The organism is Streptomyces sp. A0592 (assembly GCF_004795115.1).
Lineage (GTDB): Bacteria > Actinomycetota > Actinomycetes > Streptomycetales > Streptomycetaceae > Streptomyces > Streptomyces erythrochromogenes.
Map to the genome: position 1 here is coordinate 82,338 of NZ_SSBM01000003.1, position 18,104 is coordinate 100,441.

The 18,104-nt window shown below is 71.7% G+C and carries 18 protein-coding genes; 5 read left to right on the plus strand and 13 right to left on the minus strand.

Translation table 11 applies throughout. The features are described from left to right. Nucleotides 1-52: 52 nt before the first annotated feature. Nucleotides 53-400: a hypothetical protein gene (locus E6U81_RS05805; protein WP_136229007.1), complete on the plus strand. Its 348-nt coding sequence runs from the start codon at nucleotides 53-55 to the stop codon at nucleotides 398-400. 108 nt (nucleotides 401-508) lie between these two features. Here the strand turns inward: E6U81_RS05805 and E6U81_RS05810 are convergent, their stop codons facing one another. Together E6U81_RS05810 and E6U81_RS05815 are read right to left on the minus strand one after the other, a co-directional pair. Continuing rightward, on the minus strand, nucleotides 509-748 hold the full coding sequence (locus E6U81_RS05810; RefSeq protein WP_030845163.1) for a chaplin: 240 nt from the start codon (nucleotides 746-748) through the stop codon (nucleotides 509-511). A gap of 145 nt (nucleotides 749-893) precedes the next feature. After that, complete coding sequence (locus tag E6U81_RS05815; protein WP_136229008.1) at nucleotides 894-1,340, minus strand: hypothetical protein; 447 nt, start codon at nucleotides 1,338-1,340, stop codon at nucleotides 894-896. 276 nt (nucleotides 1,341-1,616) lie between these two features. Between E6U81_RS05815 and E6U81_RS05820 the strand changes: the two genes are divergently transcribed. Then, nucleotides 1,617-2,027: a rodlin gene (locus E6U81_RS05820; protein WP_030649254.1), complete on the plus strand. Its 411-nt coding sequence runs from the start codon at nucleotides 1,617-1,619 to the stop codon at nucleotides 2,025-2,027. Nucleotides 2,028-2,143: 116 nt separating this feature from the next. Here the strand turns inward: E6U81_RS05820 and E6U81_RS05825 are convergent, their stop codons facing one another. After that, nucleotides 2,144-2,785 (minus strand): vitamin K epoxide reductase family protein, encoded by a 642-nt coding sequence (locus E6U81_RS05825; RefSeq protein WP_136229009.1) that lies wholly within the window; start codon nucleotides 2,783-2,785, stop codon nucleotides 2,144-2,146. Between the two features lie 192 nt (nucleotides 2,786-2,977). Between E6U81_RS05825 and E6U81_RS05830 the strand changes: the two genes are divergently transcribed. Beyond that, nucleotides 2,978-3,748: a DUF6227 family protein gene (locus tag E6U81_RS05830; RefSeq protein ID WP_136229010.1), complete on the plus strand. Its 771-nt coding sequence runs from the start codon at nucleotides 2,978-2,980 to the stop codon at nucleotides 3,746-3,748. Nucleotides 3,749-3,787: 39 nt separating this feature from the next. Here E6U81_RS05830 and E6U81_RS05835 read toward each other — a convergent pair whose 3' ends face one another. From E6U81_RS05835 to E6U81_RS05845, 3 genes are all read right to left on the minus strand, one after another. Next, nucleotides 3,788-4,741 carry a 1-phosphofructokinase family hexose kinase gene (locus E6U81_RS05835; protein ID WP_136229011.1) on the minus strand — a complete coding sequence of 318 codons (954 nt, stop codon included), beginning with the start codon at nucleotides 4,739-4,741 and terminating at the stop codon, nucleotides 3,788-3,790. Beyond that, on the minus strand, nucleotides 4,738-5,499 hold the full coding sequence (locus E6U81_RS05840; protein ID WP_136229012.1) for a DeoR/GlpR family DNA-binding transcription regulator: 762 nt from the start codon (nucleotides 5,497-5,499) through the stop codon (nucleotides 4,738-4,740). The genes E6U81_RS05835 and E6U81_RS05840 overlap by 4 nt, the downstream gene beginning before the upstream one ends. Before the next feature lie 137 nt (nucleotides 5,500-5,636). After that, entirely contained in the window at nucleotides 5,637-7,199 is a 1,563-nt protein-coding gene (locus E6U81_RS05845; protein WP_136229013.1) for an MFS transporter, read from the minus strand. A gap of 63 nt (nucleotides 7,200-7,262) precedes the next feature. Between E6U81_RS05845 and E6U81_RS05850 the strand changes: the two genes are divergently transcribed. Beyond that, nucleotides 7,263-8,219 (plus strand): YafY family protein, encoded by a 957-nt coding sequence (locus E6U81_RS05850; protein WP_136229014.1) that lies wholly within the window; start codon nucleotides 7,263-7,265, stop codon nucleotides 8,217-8,219. A gap of 101 nt (nucleotides 8,220-8,320) precedes the next feature. On the opposite strand, the gene E6U81_RS05855 is transcribed toward E6U81_RS05850, so the two are convergent. The 4 genes from E6U81_RS05855 to E6U81_RS05870 form a co-directional block, all read right to left on the minus strand. Beyond that, complete coding sequence (locus E6U81_RS05855; RefSeq protein ID WP_136229015.1) at nucleotides 8,321-9,298, minus strand: sigma-70 family RNA polymerase sigma factor; 978 nt, start codon at nucleotides 9,296-9,298, stop codon at nucleotides 8,321-8,323. 598 nt (nucleotides 9,299-9,896) lie between these two features. Then, nucleotides 9,897-10,721 carry a class III extradiol ring-cleavage dioxygenase gene (locus tag E6U81_RS05860; RefSeq protein ID WP_136229016.1) on the minus strand — a complete coding sequence of 275 codons (825 nt, stop codon included), beginning with the start codon at nucleotides 10,719-10,721 and terminating at the stop codon, nucleotides 9,897-9,899. 110 nt (nucleotides 10,722-10,831) lie between these two features. Beyond that, the gene (locus E6U81_RS05865; RefSeq protein ID WP_136229017.1) at nucleotides 10,832-12,370 is read right to left on the minus strand and encodes an MFS transporter; all 1,539 of its coding nucleotides are present in this window, start codon (nucleotides 12,368-12,370) and stop codon (nucleotides 10,832-10,834) included. Nucleotides 12,371-12,453: 83 nt separating this feature from the next. Continuing rightward, nucleotides 12,454-13,182, minus strand: a complete 729-nt coding sequence (locus E6U81_RS05870) for a TetR/AcrR family transcriptional regulator (RefSeq protein ID WP_136229018.1) — start codon at nucleotides 13,180-13,182, stop codon at nucleotides 12,454-12,456. 276 nt (nucleotides 13,183-13,458) lie between these two features. Between E6U81_RS05870 and E6U81_RS05875 the strand changes: the two genes are divergently transcribed. Further along, nucleotides 13,459-14,736, plus strand: a complete 1,278-nt coding sequence (locus E6U81_RS05875) for a M6 family metalloprotease domain-containing protein (protein ID WP_136229019.1) — start codon at nucleotides 13,459-13,461, stop codon at nucleotides 14,734-14,736. A 71-nt stretch (nucleotides 14,737-14,807) separates the two neighbouring features. On the opposite strand, the gene E6U81_RS05880 is transcribed toward E6U81_RS05875, so the two are convergent. The 3 genes from E6U81_RS05880 to E6U81_RS05890 all read right to left on the minus strand — a co-directional run bounded on the left by E6U81_RS05880 (nucleotide 14,808) and on the right by E6U81_RS05890 (nucleotide 18,070). Beyond that, complete coding sequence (locus E6U81_RS05880; RefSeq protein ID WP_136229020.1) at nucleotides 14,808-15,581, minus strand: alpha/beta fold hydrolase; 774 nt, start codon at nucleotides 15,579-15,581, stop codon at nucleotides 14,808-14,810. Next, nucleotides 15,578-16,516: a beta-ketoacyl-ACP synthase III gene (locus E6U81_RS05885; RefSeq protein WP_136229021.1), complete on the minus strand. Its 939-nt coding sequence runs from the start codon at nucleotides 16,514-16,516 to the stop codon at nucleotides 15,578-15,580. Before E6U81_RS05885 ends, E6U81_RS05880 begins: the two co-directional genes overlap by 4 nt. A gap of 177 nt (nucleotides 16,517-16,693) precedes the next feature. Further along, nucleotides 16,694-18,070, minus strand: coding sequence for an acyltransferase (locus tag E6U81_RS05890; RefSeq protein WP_136229022.1), 1,377 nt, complete (start codon nucleotides 18,068-18,070; stop codon nucleotides 16,694-16,696). Nucleotides 18,071-18,104: the final 34 nt, after the last annotated feature.

The following is an 18,104-nucleotide window of genomic DNA, read 5'->3' on the forward strand; positions in this document are numbered from 1 at the left end:
CGGCGCCGGTCGCCGCCCACGCCTCTGTCCACGAAAGAAGAGGATTTCGATAATGAAGCTCACGAAGGTCGCCGCTGTCGTCGTCGGCTCCGTCGCCGCCCTCGGCGCCTCCGGTACCGCGTTCGCCGCCGAGCCGACGGCCGCGATGCCCCCCATGAGCCTGACCGGCGGGGTGACCCAGACGCTGGACTCCTTCGTCCCCGTCACCGAGAACCTTCCGCAGACCGTGGGCAACGGCCTGGCCGAGCAGGGGGACACCGTCAACAAGGTCGTGGGCACGGCCCAGAAGGTCAACAAGGTCCGCAACGACGTCCCCGGCACCGTCCTGGGCCTCGCGAACGGCGCCACCCAGGCATCGCCGATGCTGGGCGGCGTACAGCTCAACGGCGGCAAGGGCTGAACCACCCCGGCCGACTAGATCCGGCGGGGCTGCCGTCCGCACCCGCCGACAAGACTGTGGGCGCCACCGGCAAGGCCGGGGCGCCCACGGTCAGTTGTACGACCGACGTCAGTCGTTGACGCAGACGTTGCCGAACGCCGGGTTCAGCAGGGCGATCACGTTCACGGTGTTGCCGCAGACGTTGACCGGGACGTGGACCGGGACCTGGAGCAGGTTGCCGGAGAGGACGCCGGGGGAACCCACGGCCGCGCCCTCGGCCGACGAGTCGGCGACGGCGGAGCCGGCGGCACCGGCCGCGGCGAGACCAGCGGTGGCCAGGACCAGGGCGGCCTTCTTGGCAGAGTTCATGGGAAGTGCACCTTCTGTTCGACGTTCCGCCCCGTTCCGGGGCTCACACCGAGCGAAACGTTCCACGCTCCCAGACGACACGGTTTCGCGCACGATCAGACCTGTTCGGCTCAATCGCCGTCACCGTGTTGCCGTTCCGGGCCCGTTACGGGAGGGCGGGGAGCTGTACCTCCGGGAGTTGGACGTCGGGGATCTCCGGCACGACTTCGACCGGCGCCGCCGGATCCGGCAGCGCCGGCGGGGTGAGCGGCACCTGCGGGAGCTCGACCCCGGGGATCTCGGGGAGCTGCACGCCCGGGAGGCTCGGCAGGTTGATCTCCGGCAGCTTGATGTCCGGCAGCTTGATCTCGGGGAGCTTGATTTCCGGGATCTTGATCTCCGGCAGCGTGACGCCCGCCGGCAGCAGGGCCTTGATCTGCTCCAGGAGCCCGTTGACGAGGTCGTCGATCGGGCCGGCCGGGGCCGCCTTGGTGGACACCGCACCTGAACCGGCGTCGACAGCGCTCGCGGGTGCCGCCGCGCCGGTCAGTATGACGACGGCGAGCGCCGAGGGGACGAGGAGGCGGGCGCGGGACGGCTTCGTGCGGTGCATTGGGGTTCCTTCGCGTGGGGACACGGGGACACGGGAGCGGCCCGGATCGGACCGCTCCTTACTCACCGTGGGAACACCTCTCACGGAGCGCAACAGGAACCCGGGCGACTGGGGCCCCGTACGGGCTTCGCGCACGTGTCCGCAGGCGGCTCACCCGGGGCGGGGAAAACATCGGGACGCGCGGGCCGTTTGAGTGAAGCAGCGGAACCAACCCCCTGGCTGGGCAGTTGACCAGGGCGCTCCATCAGCGGGCACTCGTGCGACAAAAGGATCAAGATGTTCAAGAAGTTCATGACCGCCGCCGCGGTTTCCGCCGTTGCCGTCGGCGCGGGCGCTGCGGCTGCGGCCCCGGCCATGGCCATCGGCAACGACAACGGCGTCAACACCGTCAACGGCAATGGTGCCCAGCAGATCTACGGCAACCAGAAGACCCACGGCGACCAGAGCCCGCAGCTCAGCCTGGTCCAGGGCTCCCTGAACAAGCCCTGCATCGGCCTGCCGGCGAAGGTCAACGCCCAGTCGCTGATCGCCGCGCTCAACATCGGTGTCCAGGACATCAACGTCCTGTCCAACCCGCAGAACCAGCAGTGCACCGAGAACTCCACCCAGGCCAAGGGCGACGAGCCGCTCTCCCACATCCTGGACAACATCCCGGTCCTGTCCGGCAACGCCTCCGTCGGCAGCTGATTTCCGCTCCCCCCGCCCCGCGCGGGGGTCCGGGCCGACGAGCCCGCGGCAGTGCGTGACAGGGCCCCGGCAGCGTCCAGCTGCCGGGGCCCTCGCACGTGCCGCGCACGCGGCGGTCAGCCGGTCCAGAAGTCCCACCACCGGGTGAGGACCAGCATCCCGATCACCCCGGTGTGCAGGGCGGGCGGGGCCCAGCCGAACTCGGTGAAGAAGACCCGCAGCGGGCCGGGGGCGGGGAGCACCCGCGTACGGACGTTGTGCGCGGTGACCGCCCAGAACATCAGCAGCGTCGCCACCCAGGCCAGGCAGCACCACAGGCAGAGCGCGTTGATCTCGTAGAGCGACTGGACCATGAGCCAGCTGCAGAAGCCGACGCCGAAGAGCGTGCCGGCGTTCAGTCCGAGCCAGAACCAGCCACGGTGGCGGGCGCCCGCCAGGAGGCCGGCGCCGACGCAGACCACGACGGCGTAGCAGACCAGCCCCAGCATGGGATTGGGGAAGCCGAAGGCCTGCGCCTGCTCGCTCTGCATCACGCTGCCGCAGGAGACCACCGGGTTGAGGCTGCAGGCGGGCTTGAAGTTCGGGTCCTCCAGCAGGAGGAACTTGTCGAGGGTGATCACCCAGGAGGCCAGCACCCCGGCGGCGCCGGTGACGGCCAGCAGCCAGGCCAAACCCCTTGGTGCGGCGTCCCGTTCGTCTGCGTCTGCGCTGCGGGGCCGCCCCTGTTGGCGCGGGAGGCCCACTGTATTCGTTGCCATGTGGCCCATATTCCCCCGTCTCCACCCAGAGCGGACCCAACCATGCCCATCCGTATGCAAGTTGACCTGAAGGTGTGGCGGGAACCTCCGATGCTTCCCGGACGTTTTACCGAACCCCGGACGTGATGTCAGAGCCAGGGGTTACGTTGAGCTTCCGCTAAGTGACAAGCTGCGACGGCCTGGAGACCCACCTTGAGCGATCCGTACGAGACAACCGAGGCGCACCTCGACCGACTCCTCGGCCGCGCCCTCAACTCCTTCGACCTGCCGGACAGGCTGGTCGAGCGCCTCGGCACGGCGCTCGCGCACAGCTCGTCGCTCTACACCACCCACCACAGTCCGGCGGCGGGCGTCTGGCGGGAGACGCACCGGCACACCTACCTGCTGGCCGACGGCGGTTCCGTCTCGCTGTGGGAGCTGTCGTACCGGCCGGAGGGCGACGGCGCCGTGCGGCACGAGGTCTTCGCGAGCAAGGCGGAGACGTGCCTGGCGGTGGCCCGGCTGTTCGGGGAGTCCGCCGCGGGGGCGGTCCCGGATCCGGTGCCGCTCGCGGGCGAGGAGGATCCGTACGACGACACGTCGGCGCTCGGTGCGCTGTTCGCCTCCGCGGCTCCGGTGCCCCGGCACCGGGAGTACGTGGTGGAGGATTCCGCCGACCACGCGCGCCGGGTGCTGCGCCGCGCGGAGAATCCGGACCGGCCCGGCGAGCGGGTGGCGGCGCTGCTGCGCGCGGCGTACGGGCACCAGATCACCCAGGCGTTCGGGACGCGGCAGGCCCTGCCGAACGGGCGGGACGCGGGCTTCAGCCTGTACGAGCACGCCTTCGTGCTGCTGGACGGGACCGAGCTGAGCCTGTGGGAGGTCGAGCACACGGCGACGCCCGACGGGCGGCACATGTGCGAGGTGTACGAGAGCGAGGCCGTCGCGCGCGGGGCGATGGAGCTCCGCGCCCGGGTCGGCTGAGCCTCCTCCCCCGTCCCGCCTCTTCACCTCCCGGCCGCGTCAGGGTGTCCCGGGGTCGGTGAGCGGGAGGTCCAGGGGCAGGTCCCGCGTGATGCGGACCTGGTCCGGCCGCAGGTCCGAGGGGGCCGGCATGACGGAGCCCGGCAGCCGGCCGGCGGCCGCGCCGTGGGCCACGGCCGAGCGGAGCGCGCCGGGTCCGTCGCCGCCGGCGATGAGGAAGCCGGCCAGCGCCGCGTCGCCCGCGCCCGCGGCGGCGCGGGCCGCCCCGGCGGGCTCGGCGGCGCCGTGGCAGACGCCCTGCTCGCTCACCAGGAGCAGGCCGTTGCGGCCGAGGGAGGCCAGGACCGCTCCGGCGCCCAGGGCGAGGAGTTCCTGCGCCGCCCCGACCGCCTCGCCCAGGGTGGACACCGGGCGTCCCACGGAGGCCGCGAGCTGGGACGTGTCCGACTTGATCACGTCGGGCCCGGCCGGCAGCGCCGCGCGCAGGGCCGGGCCCGAGGCATCCAGGGCGACGCGGACGCCCGCCGTGCGGGCCGCGGCCACCAGGTCGGCGTACCAGTCGGGCGGGAGGCCGCCCGGGAGGCTGCCGCAGCCGGCTACCCAGGAGGCGCCGGCGCGGGAGGTGCGGACGGTGTCCAGGAGGAGGTCGGACTCCTGCCGCGAGAGCTCGGGTCCGGTGGCGTGGATCTTGGTGAGGGTGCCGTCCGGTTCGGCGAGCGAGATGTTCGAACGGGTCTGGCCGGCGATGGAGACGGCCGTGACGTTCACGCCCTGCCCGCCGAGGAGTTCGGCGAGGAGGACGCCGGGGGCTCCGCCGAGCGGGAGGACCGCCGTCGTGGGGACGCCCGCGGCGGCCGCGGCGCGGGAGACGCCCACGCCCTTGCCGCCGGGGTCGGTCCGGTCCCCCGCGGCGCGCAGCACCCGGCCCCGGTCCAGCGAGGGGAGCTCGTAGGTCCGGTCGAGGGAGGGGTTGGGGGTGACGGTGAGGATCATACGAGCACGACTTCCGTACCGGCGGCCTCGATGGCCGCTTTGTGAGCGGGGGCGAGCCCCGTGTCCGTGAGGAGGAGGTCCACGTCCGCGAAGGAGCCGAAGCGCGCGAAGTGCTCCTGGCCGGCCTTCGTGGAGTCGGCGAGGAGGACGACACGGCGGGCGGCGGCGATCGCGGCGCGCTTGACGGCGGCCTCGGCGAGGTCGGGGGTGGTCAGGCCGCCTTCCGCGGAGAAGCCGTTCGTGGCGAGGAAGGCGACGTCGGCGCGGATCTCGGCGTATGCGCGCAGCGCCCAGGCGTCGACGGCGGCACGGGTGCGGTGGCGGACGCGGCCGCCGACGAGGTGCAGGTCGATGCCGGTGTGGTCGGCGAGCCGGGCGGCGACGGGCAGCGCGTGGGTAACGACGGTGAGGGCGAGGTCAAGGGGGATCGCGGTCGCCAGGCGGGCCACCGTGCTGCCGGCGTCCAGGACGGCGCTGCCGCCGTCGGGGAGCCGCGTCAGCGCGGCGGCGGCGATGCGGTCCTTCTCCGCGGCGGCGGTCGCCTCGCGCTCGGTGAGGTCCGGTTCGAAGTCGAGGCGGCCGAGGGGGATGCCCCCTCCGTGCACCCGGCGGACCAGACCGGCCCGGTCCAGGGCGGTGAGGTCGCGGCGCACGGTCTCGGCGGTGACCTGGAAGCGGTCGGCGAGGGAGAGCACGTCGACGCTGCCCGCCTCGCGGGCGAGGCGGAGGATCTCCTGGCGGCGCTCCTGTGCGTACATGTGGATCTGCGTCCGTTCGATGCCCGGGGCTGTGACTTTCCCCCACCGTACGCATATTTACGGACAGAAACAAAGAAAAACGGACATGCCCACCCAGGGCGGGCGGGCATGTCCGCGGCGAAGGCCGAGGTCAGGGCCTAGACGGCGGGCACTTTCTCGGGGGTGTTCGCCGTGTGCTCGGCGGCGCCTTCGCGCTCCTCCATCGGGATCGCCTTGCGCGGCAGCATGAACATCACCGCGGAGATCACGACCAGCACGCCCACGACCCACCAGAGCGCGCCGCGGAAGGCCTCGACGTAGGGCGGGCCGAAGACCATGTCGTCCTCGATCAGCCCGAAGAAGACCACGGAGGTCAGGGCGAGGCCCAGGGCGTTGCCCATCTGGCCGGTGGTGTTGATCAGCCCGGAGGCCGAGCCCGCGTCCCGGCGCGGCACCTCGGACAGCGTGGTGTCGTTCAGCGGGGCGACGATCAGGCCCATGCCGATGCCCATGAGGACCAGCGGGGCGGCCATCTGCCAGGAGGCGATCTCCATGCCGTAGTGCTCGGACTCCCAGATGTAGAGGACCAGGCCCGCGGCCATGACCAGGGCGCCCGCCTGGAGCACCTTGCGCCCGAAGCGCGGCACGAGCTTCTCGACCGAGAGGCCGGCGGCCACGGAGACGGCGATGGAGAAGGGGATGCCGGTGGTGCCGGCACGCAGGGCGCTCCAGCCGAGGCCCATCTGCATGTAGAGCGTCCAGACCAGGAAGAAGATGCCGGTCGCGATGCCGAACGTCAGCTGGACCGCGATGCCGCCGGCGAAGCTCTTGACCTTGAAGAGGGAGAGCTCGACGAGCGGGGAGCCGTCCTTCTTGATCTTGTACTTCTCGTACGCGATGAACGCGGCGAAGACGAACGGCGACGCGATCATGAGGGCGAAGCCCCACGCCGGCCAGTCGTTCTCGCGGCCCTGGGTGAGCGGGAAGATCAGCATGACGAGGGCGAGGGTCGCGAGGACGACGCCGACCAGGTCCAGCCGCAGGGCCTGCGGGGCCTTGGACTCACTGATGAACTTGCGGCCCAGGATCACGCCAGCGATGCCGACGGGCAGGTTGATCAGGAAGATCGGGCGCCATTCGAGACCGAAGAGGTTCCACTCGGTGAGCAGCGCGCCGAGCATGGGGCCGGAGACGGCGCCGAGGCCCACGATCGCACCGAACATCCCGAAGACCTTGCCGCGCTCCTGCGGCGGGAAGGTGACGTGGATGATCGCCAGGACCTGCGGCACCATCATGGCGGCCATGCCGCCCTGGAGGATGCGGGAGGCGACGAGCATGCCCGGGTCGGCCGCGATGCCGCAGAGCAGCGAAGCCACGGTGAAGCCGGATATGCCGATGAGGAAGAGGCGCTTGCGTCCGTAGATGTCACCGAGACGGCCGCCGGTGATGAGCCCTGCGGCGAACGCGAGCGCGTAGCCTGCGGTGATCCACTGGATCGCGCTGGTGGACGCGCCGAAGCTCTGACGCAGGGTGGGTATCGCGATGTTGACGATCGTGACGTCGACCAGGTCCATGAAGGCCGCGGTCATCACGATGGCGAGCGCCAGCCAGCGGCGGCGGTCGGGGGGTGAGCTGGGTGCGTCGTGGGCTGCGTCGTTCCGCTCTTCTTGTACGGGCCCGTTCTCTCTTTCGGGCGATGTCTTGGACGTCTCGGTGGTCATGAGGAGAAACCTAGACGGGATGTAGGTCAAGGAGTGTCCTATTTCGCTGGCAATCTGGATCACATGACCGACACACCGGCACGGCTGCTGTCCCTGCTGTCCCTCCTGCAGACCCCGCGCGAATGGCCCGGGAGCGAGCTGGCGGAACGGCTGCGGGTGAGCTCGCGGACCATCCGGCGCGACATCGAGCGGCTGCGGGAGCTCGGCTACCCCGTGGAGGCCACGCTCGGGGCCGAGGGCGGCTACCGACTGGTGGCGGGCGCGGCGATGCCGCCGCTGCTGCTCGACGACGAGGAGGCCGTGGCGATCGCGGTGGGGCTGCGGGCGGGGGCCGGGCACGCGATCGAGGGGGTCGAGGAGGCCTCCGTACGCGCCCTGGCGAAGCTGGAGCAGGTCCTGCCGTCGCGGCTGCGGCACCGGGTGGGCACGCTGCAGTCCGCCACGATCGCCCTGACGCGGGGCGACGGCGCCAGCGTGGACCCGCGGACGCTGACAACGATGGCATCGGCGGTGGCCGGACCGGAGCGTCTCCGGTTCGCCTACCGGGCGCGCGACGGGGCCGAGTCCCGGCGGCTGGTGGAGCCCTACCGGCTGGTCAGCACGGGCAGCCGGTGGTACCTGGTGGCCTACGACATGGAGCGGGAGGACTGGCGGACCTTCCGGGTGGACCGGGTGGCCGAGGCCTTCGCGACGGGGGCGCGCTTCGCGCCGCGGGAGCTGCCGATGGACGCGGAGGAGTTCGTACGGCGGGGGCTCGGCGCACACGGTTCGCGGGCGTACGCGGTGGAGATCGCCTTCGAGGCGGGAGCGGCCGAGCTGCCGGAGTGGCTGCGGGCGGCCGTCGTGCCGGGCGGGGCGACGCCGGCCCTGGTCCGCTTCGAGAGCCGGGACGCGCCGGAGTGGCTGGCGGCCCGGCTGGCGCTGACGGGGCTGGCCTTCTCGGTGCGGGAACCTGCGGCGCTGCGGGCGGCGGCCGGCACGCTGGCCGCGCGGCTCTCGTCGGCGGTGGCGCCCGGATAGGTGGCGGCGGCCCGGGCGGCGGCGGGGCGCCCGGGCAGGGGGGAGCCCCGGCGCCTGGGGGGGATAGGCACCGGGGCTCGTTCAGGGGGCTCGACGGCGGGCTAGGCCACGGCGTCGAAGCCGGTGTCGCGCGCCATCCGCTTCAGCTCCAGCAGCGCGTGCTTCTCGATCTGGCGGATCCGCTCACGGGTCAGGCCGTGCTGCTTGCCGACCTCCGTCAGGGTCCGCTCGCGGCCGTCGTCGATGCCGTACCGCATCTTGATGATCGACGCGGTGCGCTGGTCGAGCTTGCCGAGCAGGTCCTCCAGCTCCTCGCTGCGCAGCAGCGAGAGGACGGACTGCTCGGGGGAGATCGCAGAGGTGTCCTCCAGGAGGTCACCGAACTGCGTGTCGCCATCGTCGTCCACGGACATGTTCAGGCTGACCGGGTCGCGCGCCCAGTCCAGCACGTCGCCGACGCGCTTCTCCGTCGAGTCCAGCTCCGCGGCGATCTCGGCGTGTTCGGGGTCGCGGCCGTTCTCCCGGTTGAACTCGCGCTGGATCCGGCGGATCCGGCCGAGCTCCTCGACGAGGTGCACGGGGAGGCGGATGGTGCGGGACTGGTCGGCGATCGAGCGGGTGATGGCCTGGCGGATCCACCACGTGGCGTACGTGGAGAACTTGAAGCCCTTGGTGTAGTCGAACTTCTCCACCGCGCGGACCAGACCGGCGTTGCCCTCCTGGATCAGGTCGAGGAGGGGCAGGCCGCTGCGCGGATAGCGCCGGGCGACGGCGACGACGAGGCGGAGATTGGAGCGGATGAAGACTTCCTTGGCCCGCTCCCCTTCGGCGGCCAGCGCCTCCAGCTCCTCGCGGGAGGGCTTGTCCCCGTCACGCTCTATCGCGCCGTCGAGGATCTGCTGGGCGTAGACACCGGCCTCGATGATCTGGGAGAGCTCCACTTCCTTGGCGGCGTCGAGGAGCGGGGTGCGCGCGATCTCGTCCAGGTACATGCCGACCAGGTCGCGGTCTGCGATCTCCCCGCCCACAGCGCGTGCGCTGCTCGTGGACTGACGGCGGGCGACGGCGCGGGTTGCCATGCGTGCTCCCTTGCGAAGAGTTCGGTCGCGGTGCGGCTGTCGGTCGGCCACCGTGGTGCGGTGGTCGCCCTCGGACACTCTCCCGAGTGCCCGCATCCGAAGGAAACAACGACTGGAATCGGGACAGAATTCCCACGCTGGTCCCTCTTTTCCGAGATCTTGCAGTATCCTGCCCCGCCACGAGAGGGGGACGAATGTCGCACGATCGCGAAGAGGTGCAGGTCAGGCCCGGAATGGGGCCCGGCCCGACATCGCCCGTGGACTTGCGCCCATGAGACGACCGTCACGCTCGGCGTCGGCGCCATCACTCGGAACAGCGCCGCGCCGGCTGCACTCCCACCCCTGAGGACGGCCACCGCGGGCTTCTGGTTGCCTGGACTGACGAGCGAATGCCCGAATATGCCGCAACCAACCCTTTCCGGGCCGGGTCGGGCGCCCTAGTGCTGTGACCGGAAAGGTTCACCGTGTCGCGGCGCCCGGCACGGCACCTCGCCGCGTTGTCGGACCACGCGAGTACGTCCGGTACGGGCCGCGGCCCTCCGCCTTGCGATCCACCGCACCGGACACCGCGACCCGGCAAACCTGCCCGGCCACAGCACTAGCCGAACTGGAGGGAGCGCTTCGAGAGGCCCATCCAGAAGCCGGACACCGGGTCGCGGCGGGATGCGAGGTCGCCGGTGGCGTCGGCGGCGCCGAGGGTGACGAAGAGCGGGGCGAAGTGTTCCGTACGGGGGTGGGCCAGGCGGCCGGAGGGGGACCTGGCCTCGAAGTCGAGCAGGGAGTCGACGTCGCCGGCGGCCAGCGCCTCGTGGCCCCACGCGTCGAACTCCGCGGACCAGCCCGGGACTCCGGGGCCCGTGTGGCGCAGCGCGGCCAGGTTGTGGGTGAAGAAGCCGCTGCCGACGATGAGGACGCCCTCGTCGCGCAGGGGCGCGAGCTTGCGGCCGATGTCCATCAGGCGGCGCGGGTCCAGCGTCGGCAGGGACATCTGGAGAACCGGTATGTCGGCCTCCGGGAACATCTCCACCAGCGGGACGTACGCGCCGTGGTCCAGGCCGCGGTCCGGGATGTCCTGGACCGGGGTGCCCGGGGCGCGGAGCAGCGCCCGGACCGACGCGGCGAGCGCGGGGGCGCCGGGGGCGTCGTAGCGGACCCGGTAGTAGTGCTCGGGGAAGCCCCAGAAGTCGTGGACGAGCGGGACCGGTTCGGTGGCACCGAGGGCCAGGGGGGCCTCCTCCCAGTGGGCGGAGACCATGAGTATCGCCGCGGGGCGGGGCAGGTCCGCCGACCAGGCGGCCAGTTCGCCCGGCCAGACGGGGTCGTCGGCGAGCGGCGGCGCCCCGTGGCTGAGGTACAGCGCCGGCATGCGCGCCGCCTGCGGGGTCGCGCCCGTCGGGGCCTGGGGGGCGGGGGCCGGGGTCATGGGGCGCTCCTCCGTCGTCGTACAGGGCTGCCTCGAAAAGACTAACCCCGCTTGGTTCAAATTTGAACCAAGCGGGGCGTCCAGTCATTCCCGCGGGCGTGCGGCCCTGGTCAGTGGGCGATCACCGGGACCTTGATCGCGGCGTCCTCGGCGGAGCCGGCCCCGGAGGCAACCGGGTCGCCCGCACCCGGACGGCCGGTGTTGATCAGCGTCAGGGCGATGGCCGCGCTGGCGGCCAGGATGCCCACCGCCCACCAGATGGCGGAGGCGTAGCCCTCGACCATGGCCTGCGCCTGCACCAGCTGGGCCGCGGCACCGCCACCGGCGGCCTCGGCCGCGTGGTCGGTCAGGTACGCGGTGGTCGCCGAGGCGGCGATGGTGTTCAGCAGCGCCGTACCGATGGCGCCGCCGACCTGCTGCGAGGTGTTGACCATGGCGGAGGCGACACCGGCGTCGGCCGGGTTCACCCCGTGCGTGGACAGGGACATGGCCGGCATGAAGGCCGTGCCCATGCCGAGGCCGAGCAGCAGCTGCGCCGGCAGGATCAGCGCCGGGTACGAGGATCCGACCTCCAGCTGGGTCAGCAGCAGCATGCCGACCGCGGCGACCAGGAAGCCCGGGCCCATCAGCAGGCGCGGTGCGACGCGGGTCATCAGCCGGGCGCCGATCTGGGTGGAGCCCAGGATCATGCCCGCGATCATCGGCAGGAAGGCGAAGCCGGTCTTGACGGGCGAGAAGCCCTTCACGACCTGGAGGTAGTAGGTGAGGAAGAGGAACAGGCCGAACATCGCGATGACGGCCAGGCCGAGCGAGAGGTAGACACCGCCGCGGTTGCGCTCCAGCAGGACGCGCAGCGGCAGCAGCGGGGACTTCACCTTGGACTCGACGAAGACGAACGCCGCCAGCAGGGCCGCCGAGGCGATGAACATGGCCACGGTGACCGCGTCCGACCAGCCGGCCGACTCGGCGCGGGTGAAGCCGTACACCAGGGCCACGAGCCCGGTGGTGGACAGGACCACACCGGGGATGTCCAGCGGGGCGCGGTTGCGGGAGCCGGCGGGCTCGCGGATGACCATCCAGGCACCCACGGCCGCGACGATCGCGAAGGGGATGTTGACGAAGAAGGTCCAGCGCCAGTTGAGGTACTCGGTGAGGAAGCCGCCGAGGATCAGGCCGACGGCGCCGCCGCCGCCCGCGATCGCACCGTAGATGCCGAAGGCCTTGGCGCGCTCCTTGGCGTCGGTGAACATCACCGCGAGCAGGGAGAGGGCCGCCGGTGCGAGCAGTGCGCCGAAGGCCCCCTGCAGAGCGCGGGCGCCGAGCATCATGGCCTCGCCGTTCGCGGCGCCGCCGAGCGCGGAGGCCAGGGCGAAGCCGATGAGACCGACGACGAAGGCGTTCTTGCGGCCCCACTTGTCGGCGATGCGGCCGCCGAAGAGGAGCAGTCCGCCGAAGGCCAGCGCGTACGCGGTGATGACCCACTGGCGGTTGCCGTCGGAGATGCCGAGGTCGGTCTGGGCGGAGGGGAGGGCGATGTTCACGATGGTCGCGTCGAGGACGACCATCAGCTGGGCCAGGGCTATGAAGACGAGAGCCTTCCAGCGGCTGGGATCGGCAGCCGACGGGAGCGTCGCGGCTGTTTTCGGCATGGGGGTACCCACTTCACTGTGCGGAATGACTGGAAAAGGCTAGTTCGTAAGGTTTTGCGGTGTCACATGGTTTTCAACGTGGTCTACAGCGCGGTCCTCAGCGTCAGGTCCTCCAAAGTGGCCGCCGAACCGGGCAGTTCGGAGCGTGCCGGGGCCTTCAGCCCGTCGAGGAAGAGCTGGAGATGGCGGTGGGCGAAGCGGTCGGTGTCGAAGCAGGCGGTGCCCGGGAGGGGGCGGCTGAGCTGGGAGAGGGCGACCATCAGGTCGCCGACCCCGATGTCCGCGCGGACCAGCCCCGCCTCCTGGCCGGCGGCCAGCAGGGTCTCGACGGCCGCCGCCAAGGCGGTGCGCGCCGCGAGGAGTTCGGGGTGGTCGCGGTCGAAGCCGTCGGCGAGCATCGGGCACAGGGCGCCGATCCGCTCGTCGGCGGCGGCGTGCGTGAACCGGCACAGCGCGGCGAAGGCGTCGGACTCCTCCGCCAGCGAGGCCTCGGCCGAGGCCGTGACCCGCTCCGTGGTGAAGAGAACGACGTGGTGGACGAGGGTGTCGCGGTCGGGGAAGTGCCGGTAGAGGGTGGCGTTGCCGATGCCCGCCCGGCGGGCCACCTCGTCGAAGGGGGCCGCCGAGCCGAATTCGACGAAGGCCTCGCGGGCCGCCGCCAGGATCCGCTCGCGGTTGCGGACGGCATCGGCGCGGGGGCGCGGTACGGCGCCGCCCCCGCCGGAAGCGCCGGACCGGCCGGCCTTGGGGGCCGCCGGGTCCCCTGCCGGGACGTACGGGGCCGCCGCGGCGGTCGTGGTGGGGCGCTTCATTCCGGGGCCTCCCTGGGGCGGTGACGAGCAGTTCGGGACGTACGGGCCGGCTCGCCGAAACGGGGAGCAGCTCCCCGCTTGGCGGGACTCACGTACAAACGGGGAACCGCTCCCCGGTTATTTCACTCCTGCGTGTGAGCCGGGTCACGCTGCCGAGGGTGGCCCGTCACCGTTTGGCCTCTCCCGACGCGCGGGCGCGGCGCGCCCGGCGGAGGGTGAATCGCACAGGGCGCAGACCGGACAGGGCCGGCTGCCGCGGACCCGAAGGCGATCTCCATGACGCAGACCCGCCGCCGGATACGCAGACCACGCCTGACCGGCGCGTACATCGGACTGACCGCGCTGGCGATCGGCGTCACGGCGACGGCGAGCACGGGGATATCCGGCCGCGGCCAGTCCGCTGCCGGACCGGTGGCCACGACCGTCGAATCGGCGCTCGCGCCGTGCCGGATCGCCGGGACGATGGGCGTGCAGATGTCCGAGGGCATGCCGACCCCGCCCGGGTACTCGCGCTCGACGGGAGAGGTCCGGGCGCTGAACCTGATGATCGACTTCCCCGATGCCAAGGGAGAGGGCACGGCCCTGGACCGGATGGCGGAGTTCTTCCCCCAGACCTCCGACTGGTTCCGTACCAGTTCCTACGGCCGGCTGGCCTACCGGGCCGAGGCTCCGATAAGGACCTGGCTGCGGATGCCGATGCCCTTCGCGGCGTACGGGATCGAGCGCGGGTCCTCGTACGAGCCGGGCTACCGGCAGCTCGTGGAGCACATCGCGAAGGCCGCCGACTCCGAGGTGGACTTCAGCCGGTACGACCTGATCAACATCCTGGTCACGCCGAACGCCGGGCCGTCCGCCCTGGACACCGTCCTGTCGGTGACCTTCTCGGGCAACGGTGAGGCGCCGATGGCCGACGGGGTGCCGCTGTCCAACACGTCCTTCGTCTACAGCCGGCAGGACGACGGCTCCGGGACCTACCGGGAGACCGGCTACCGGGTGCTCCCGCACGAGAACGGGCACGTCTTCGGGCTGCCCGACCTCTACACCGCCGACGGCGGGAACACGGTCGGGCACTGGGACATCATGAGCGAGGACTGGGGTGCCAACAACGACCTGATGGGCTGGCACAAGTGGAAGCTGGGCTGGCTGGACAGCACGCAGATCTCCTGCGCGTCGAAGTCCGGCACCAGCGACCACATACTGACCCCGCTGGCGGTGGAGGGCGGCATGAAGCTGGCCTTCGTCCCGCTGTCGGAGAGCGTCGGCTACGCCGTGGAGGTGCGGACGAGGGCCGGCAACGACGAGGCCGTCTGCCGGCCCGGCGTCCTCATCTACAAGGTGGACTCCGACGTGGACACCGGGCACGGCCCCGTGACCGTGTCGGACAGCGCGAACGCGAGTGGCGGTTGCACCCGTCGGCCCAACGTGCACGCCGAACTGTCGGACGCCCCGTTCCGGCCGGGTGAGACCTTCACCGACGAGAAGGCCGGGATCAGCATCTCGGTGGTGGGCGAGCTGCGCGACGGCAGCTACCAGGTCCGCATCATCCGCCCGTAGCCCGGGGCCCGGGCCGCACACGGCGCGGCCCCGGCCCCTTCGCATTGCGGGCGCAGGCTCCCGGGCACAGGTCAGTGCGCGAGGGCCTCGCGCAGGACGTCCACGACCGCGCCGCGGTGTGCGTCGGCGAGGAGGAAGAAGTGGTCGCCGTCGAAGCGGCGGACCCGGCAGGGCCCGGTCGTGTGGTCGGCCCAGCCGTCGAGCGGCTCGTGCGGGACCAGCGGATCGGCCGTACCCCCGATGACGTGGAGGGGCACGTCGAGCCGTACGTCCTCGAAGCCGACGGCGGCCTCCCGGCTGAGGTCGATGTCGGCACGCAGGACGCGCGTGACGTGGGCGAGCATCTCCGGATCCTGCATGACCCATTCCGGCGTGCCACCGCCGTCCCGCAGCAGCCGGACGGCGTCCTCCTCGCTGCTGGTGGCGTGGGCGCGGCGCCGGGTCCGGCCGGGCACCTGGCCGCTGACGACGGCGGCCCGGCAGTGCGGGCCGAGCAGCTGCGCGGTGCGGGCGGCGAGGAGCGCCCCGAGGCTGTGGCCGAAGACCACGGTGGGCAGCGGGTCCCGGCCGAGCACCTCGTCGGTGACGGAAGCCAGCACCTCGTCGAGGCGGCAGCCGGGGGTCTCGCCGAAGCGGCGCTCCCGGCCGGGCAGCGAGAGCCCGAGCACCTCGACGTCGTCGGGCAGCGGTTCGACGAGGGGGAAGAGGGTGTTGGGGCCGGCGCCGGAGTGCGGGAACAGGAGCAGGCGCAGCCTGGGCGCGGCGGTCGGCCGGAGCCGCAGCTCCGGCCACCAGGGGGCGGTGGAAGAGGACTTCATCGTGGTCACGTCGTCCGTCCCGGTCACGGGCAGTGGATGATCTGGCCGGCGTAGGACAGGCCGCCGCCGAAGGCGAAGAGCAGTACGGGCGCCCCCTTCTTGATCTCGCCGCGCTCGATGAGCTTGGAGAGCGCGATCGGGATGCTGGCGGCCGAGGTGTTGCCGGAGTCCACGACGTCCTTGGCGACGACGGCGTTGACCGCGCCGATCTTGCGGGCCAGCGGCTCGATGATGCGCAGGTTGGCCTGGTGCAGGACGACCCCGCCCAGGTCCTCGGGCTTGACCCCGGCCCGCTCGCACACCTCGATCGCGACCTTCGGCAGGGCGGTGGTGGCCCAGCGGTACACCGACTGGCCCTCCTGGGAGAAGGTGTGGGACGGCGCCTCGATGCGGACGGCGTGGCCCATCTCGGGCACGGATCCCCACACGACCGGGCTGATCCGCGACTCCTCGGAGGCGACCACGACGGCCGCTCCGGCTCCGTCGCCGATGAGCACGCAGGTGGTGCGGTCCGTCCAGTCCGCGAAGTCCGTCAGCTTCTCCACGCCGATGACCAGGGCCTTCGTGGCGGAGCCGGTCCGGATGCTCTGGTCCGCCAGGGCCATCGCGTGCGGAAATCCGGAGCAGGCGGTGTTCACGTCGATCGCGGCCGGAGCCTTGGCGCCGACGGCCGCCGCGACGCGGGCCGCCATGTTGGGAGAGCGGTCCTGCGCGGTGCAGGTGGCCACGATGACGAAATCCATGTCCTCGCCGGTCAGCCCCGCGTTGGCGAGGGCGTTCGCGGCGGCCTTCGCGGCCATGTCCGCAACCGACTCGTCCTCGGCGGCCACCCGGCGGGTCTTGATCCCGACCCGGCTCTGGATCCACTCGTCGCTGGTTTCGACCATCTGCTCCAGATCGGCGTTGGTCAGAACCTTCGCCGGCTGATAGTGCCCGAGGGCTAGGACGCGGGACCCGACCATCAGTGTTTCTCCTCGCTCCATGGACCCTGACCCGGATCCGGGTTGACCGATGGTCAGCCTATGCAGCGAGCCGACCGCGCTCATATGACTTTCGGGGATCGGAGAAGGGCTCCGGAGAACGACTCCGCCCCGGCCCCTTCACGGGGACCGGGGCGGGACCGCGTACATCCGAGCGGCTCAGTCCCGCCGGGACCCGGACAGCGCGGGCTCGGACTCGGACTTGGAGCCGGCCGTGGACGGAGCGGCGGCCGCGGCCGCGGGCACGGTCGCCGGACGGCGGCGGTCCACCGCCTTCTGCACGCGCCGGCCCAGGCGCTGCATCGGCATCTCGACCAGGCGGTACATCAGGTGGCTGACGGCCACCACGACGCCGAGGAAGATGGCCGTCCAGGCGATCTTGCCGAGCGTCGAGGACGGCTGCGGCGGAATGCCCAGCAGCGGTTCGATGGTGCGCAGCAGCGGGATGTGCAGCAGGTACACGGAGAAGCTGATCGCGCCGAGCCACGTCAGCACCTTCGGGAAGCGGCGCTCCCGAAGGAGGAAGCCGACGCCGAACAGCACCCAGGCCGCGAGGTAGGCGACCGACCAGGCCTTCCAGCCGGAGGACCAGGTCAGCTCAAGGACCTTGCCGTGGTTGTAGAGCCGGCCGACCAGCACGCCCGCGACGATGACGAACCCGCAGGCGAGCAGGGCCGGGACCCGGGCGAGCTGCCCGTGCTGAGCCCGGTAGACGACCGTACCGGCGAACATCGTCGCGAAGATCATCCAGGTCTCGAAGGCGGGGGCCCGGCTGTTGAGCGTGACCAGGACCAGGCCGATGCCGCCGAGCAGCAGCGCGCCCGCCCCGGTCAGCCTGCGGTTGCCGCTGAGGACGCCCGCCAGGCCCAGGAGCACGATCGGCGTCACGATCAGCAGGAGCTTGCGGGTCGAGCCGAGTTCCGCGTTCAGGAGCTGGATGCCGACGGCCGTACCGGTCAGCAGCGCCACGCCGGCCATGCCCACCGCGATCGGCCCGCTGTGCCGGTGCAGGCCACGGGTGAACAGGGCGGTGACGAGGAAGTAGAAGACCATCTCGTAGCAGAGCGTCCAGGTGACGTTCATACCGTTGATCACACCGAGCAGGTCCTGGAGCATCAGGCCGTTCGCCACCAGCGAGGCCAGGTTGTCCCCGGTGCGCAGCAGCGCGACCGAGCCGTCCCCGGCCGGCAGCATCAGCATCGACAGGACGAACGCGGCGATCAGGGCCGGGTAGATCCGGAAGATCCGGCCGATCCAGAAGGCGCGGACGTCCCCCCGCCGCTCCAGCGAGGCGGGGATGATGTAGCCGCTGACGATGAAGAAGAGCATGACGCCGAACAGGCCCATGTCGAAGTTCCGCCAGACCGCGCCCCCGAAGGGCAGCATCCGCAGGACGTCGAAGTGGTGAAGTGCCACGACCAGCGCGGCGATGCCGCGCAGCGCGTCCAGCCAGCCGAGCCGGGCGCCCGGCGTGGCTGCCCGTGGCACATCGGACGCGTCGGACGTCCGCCGGGTGAGTTTGGGTATGAGCTTCACCGCAGGGACGATATCCGACGCCCGCCGCCCGACC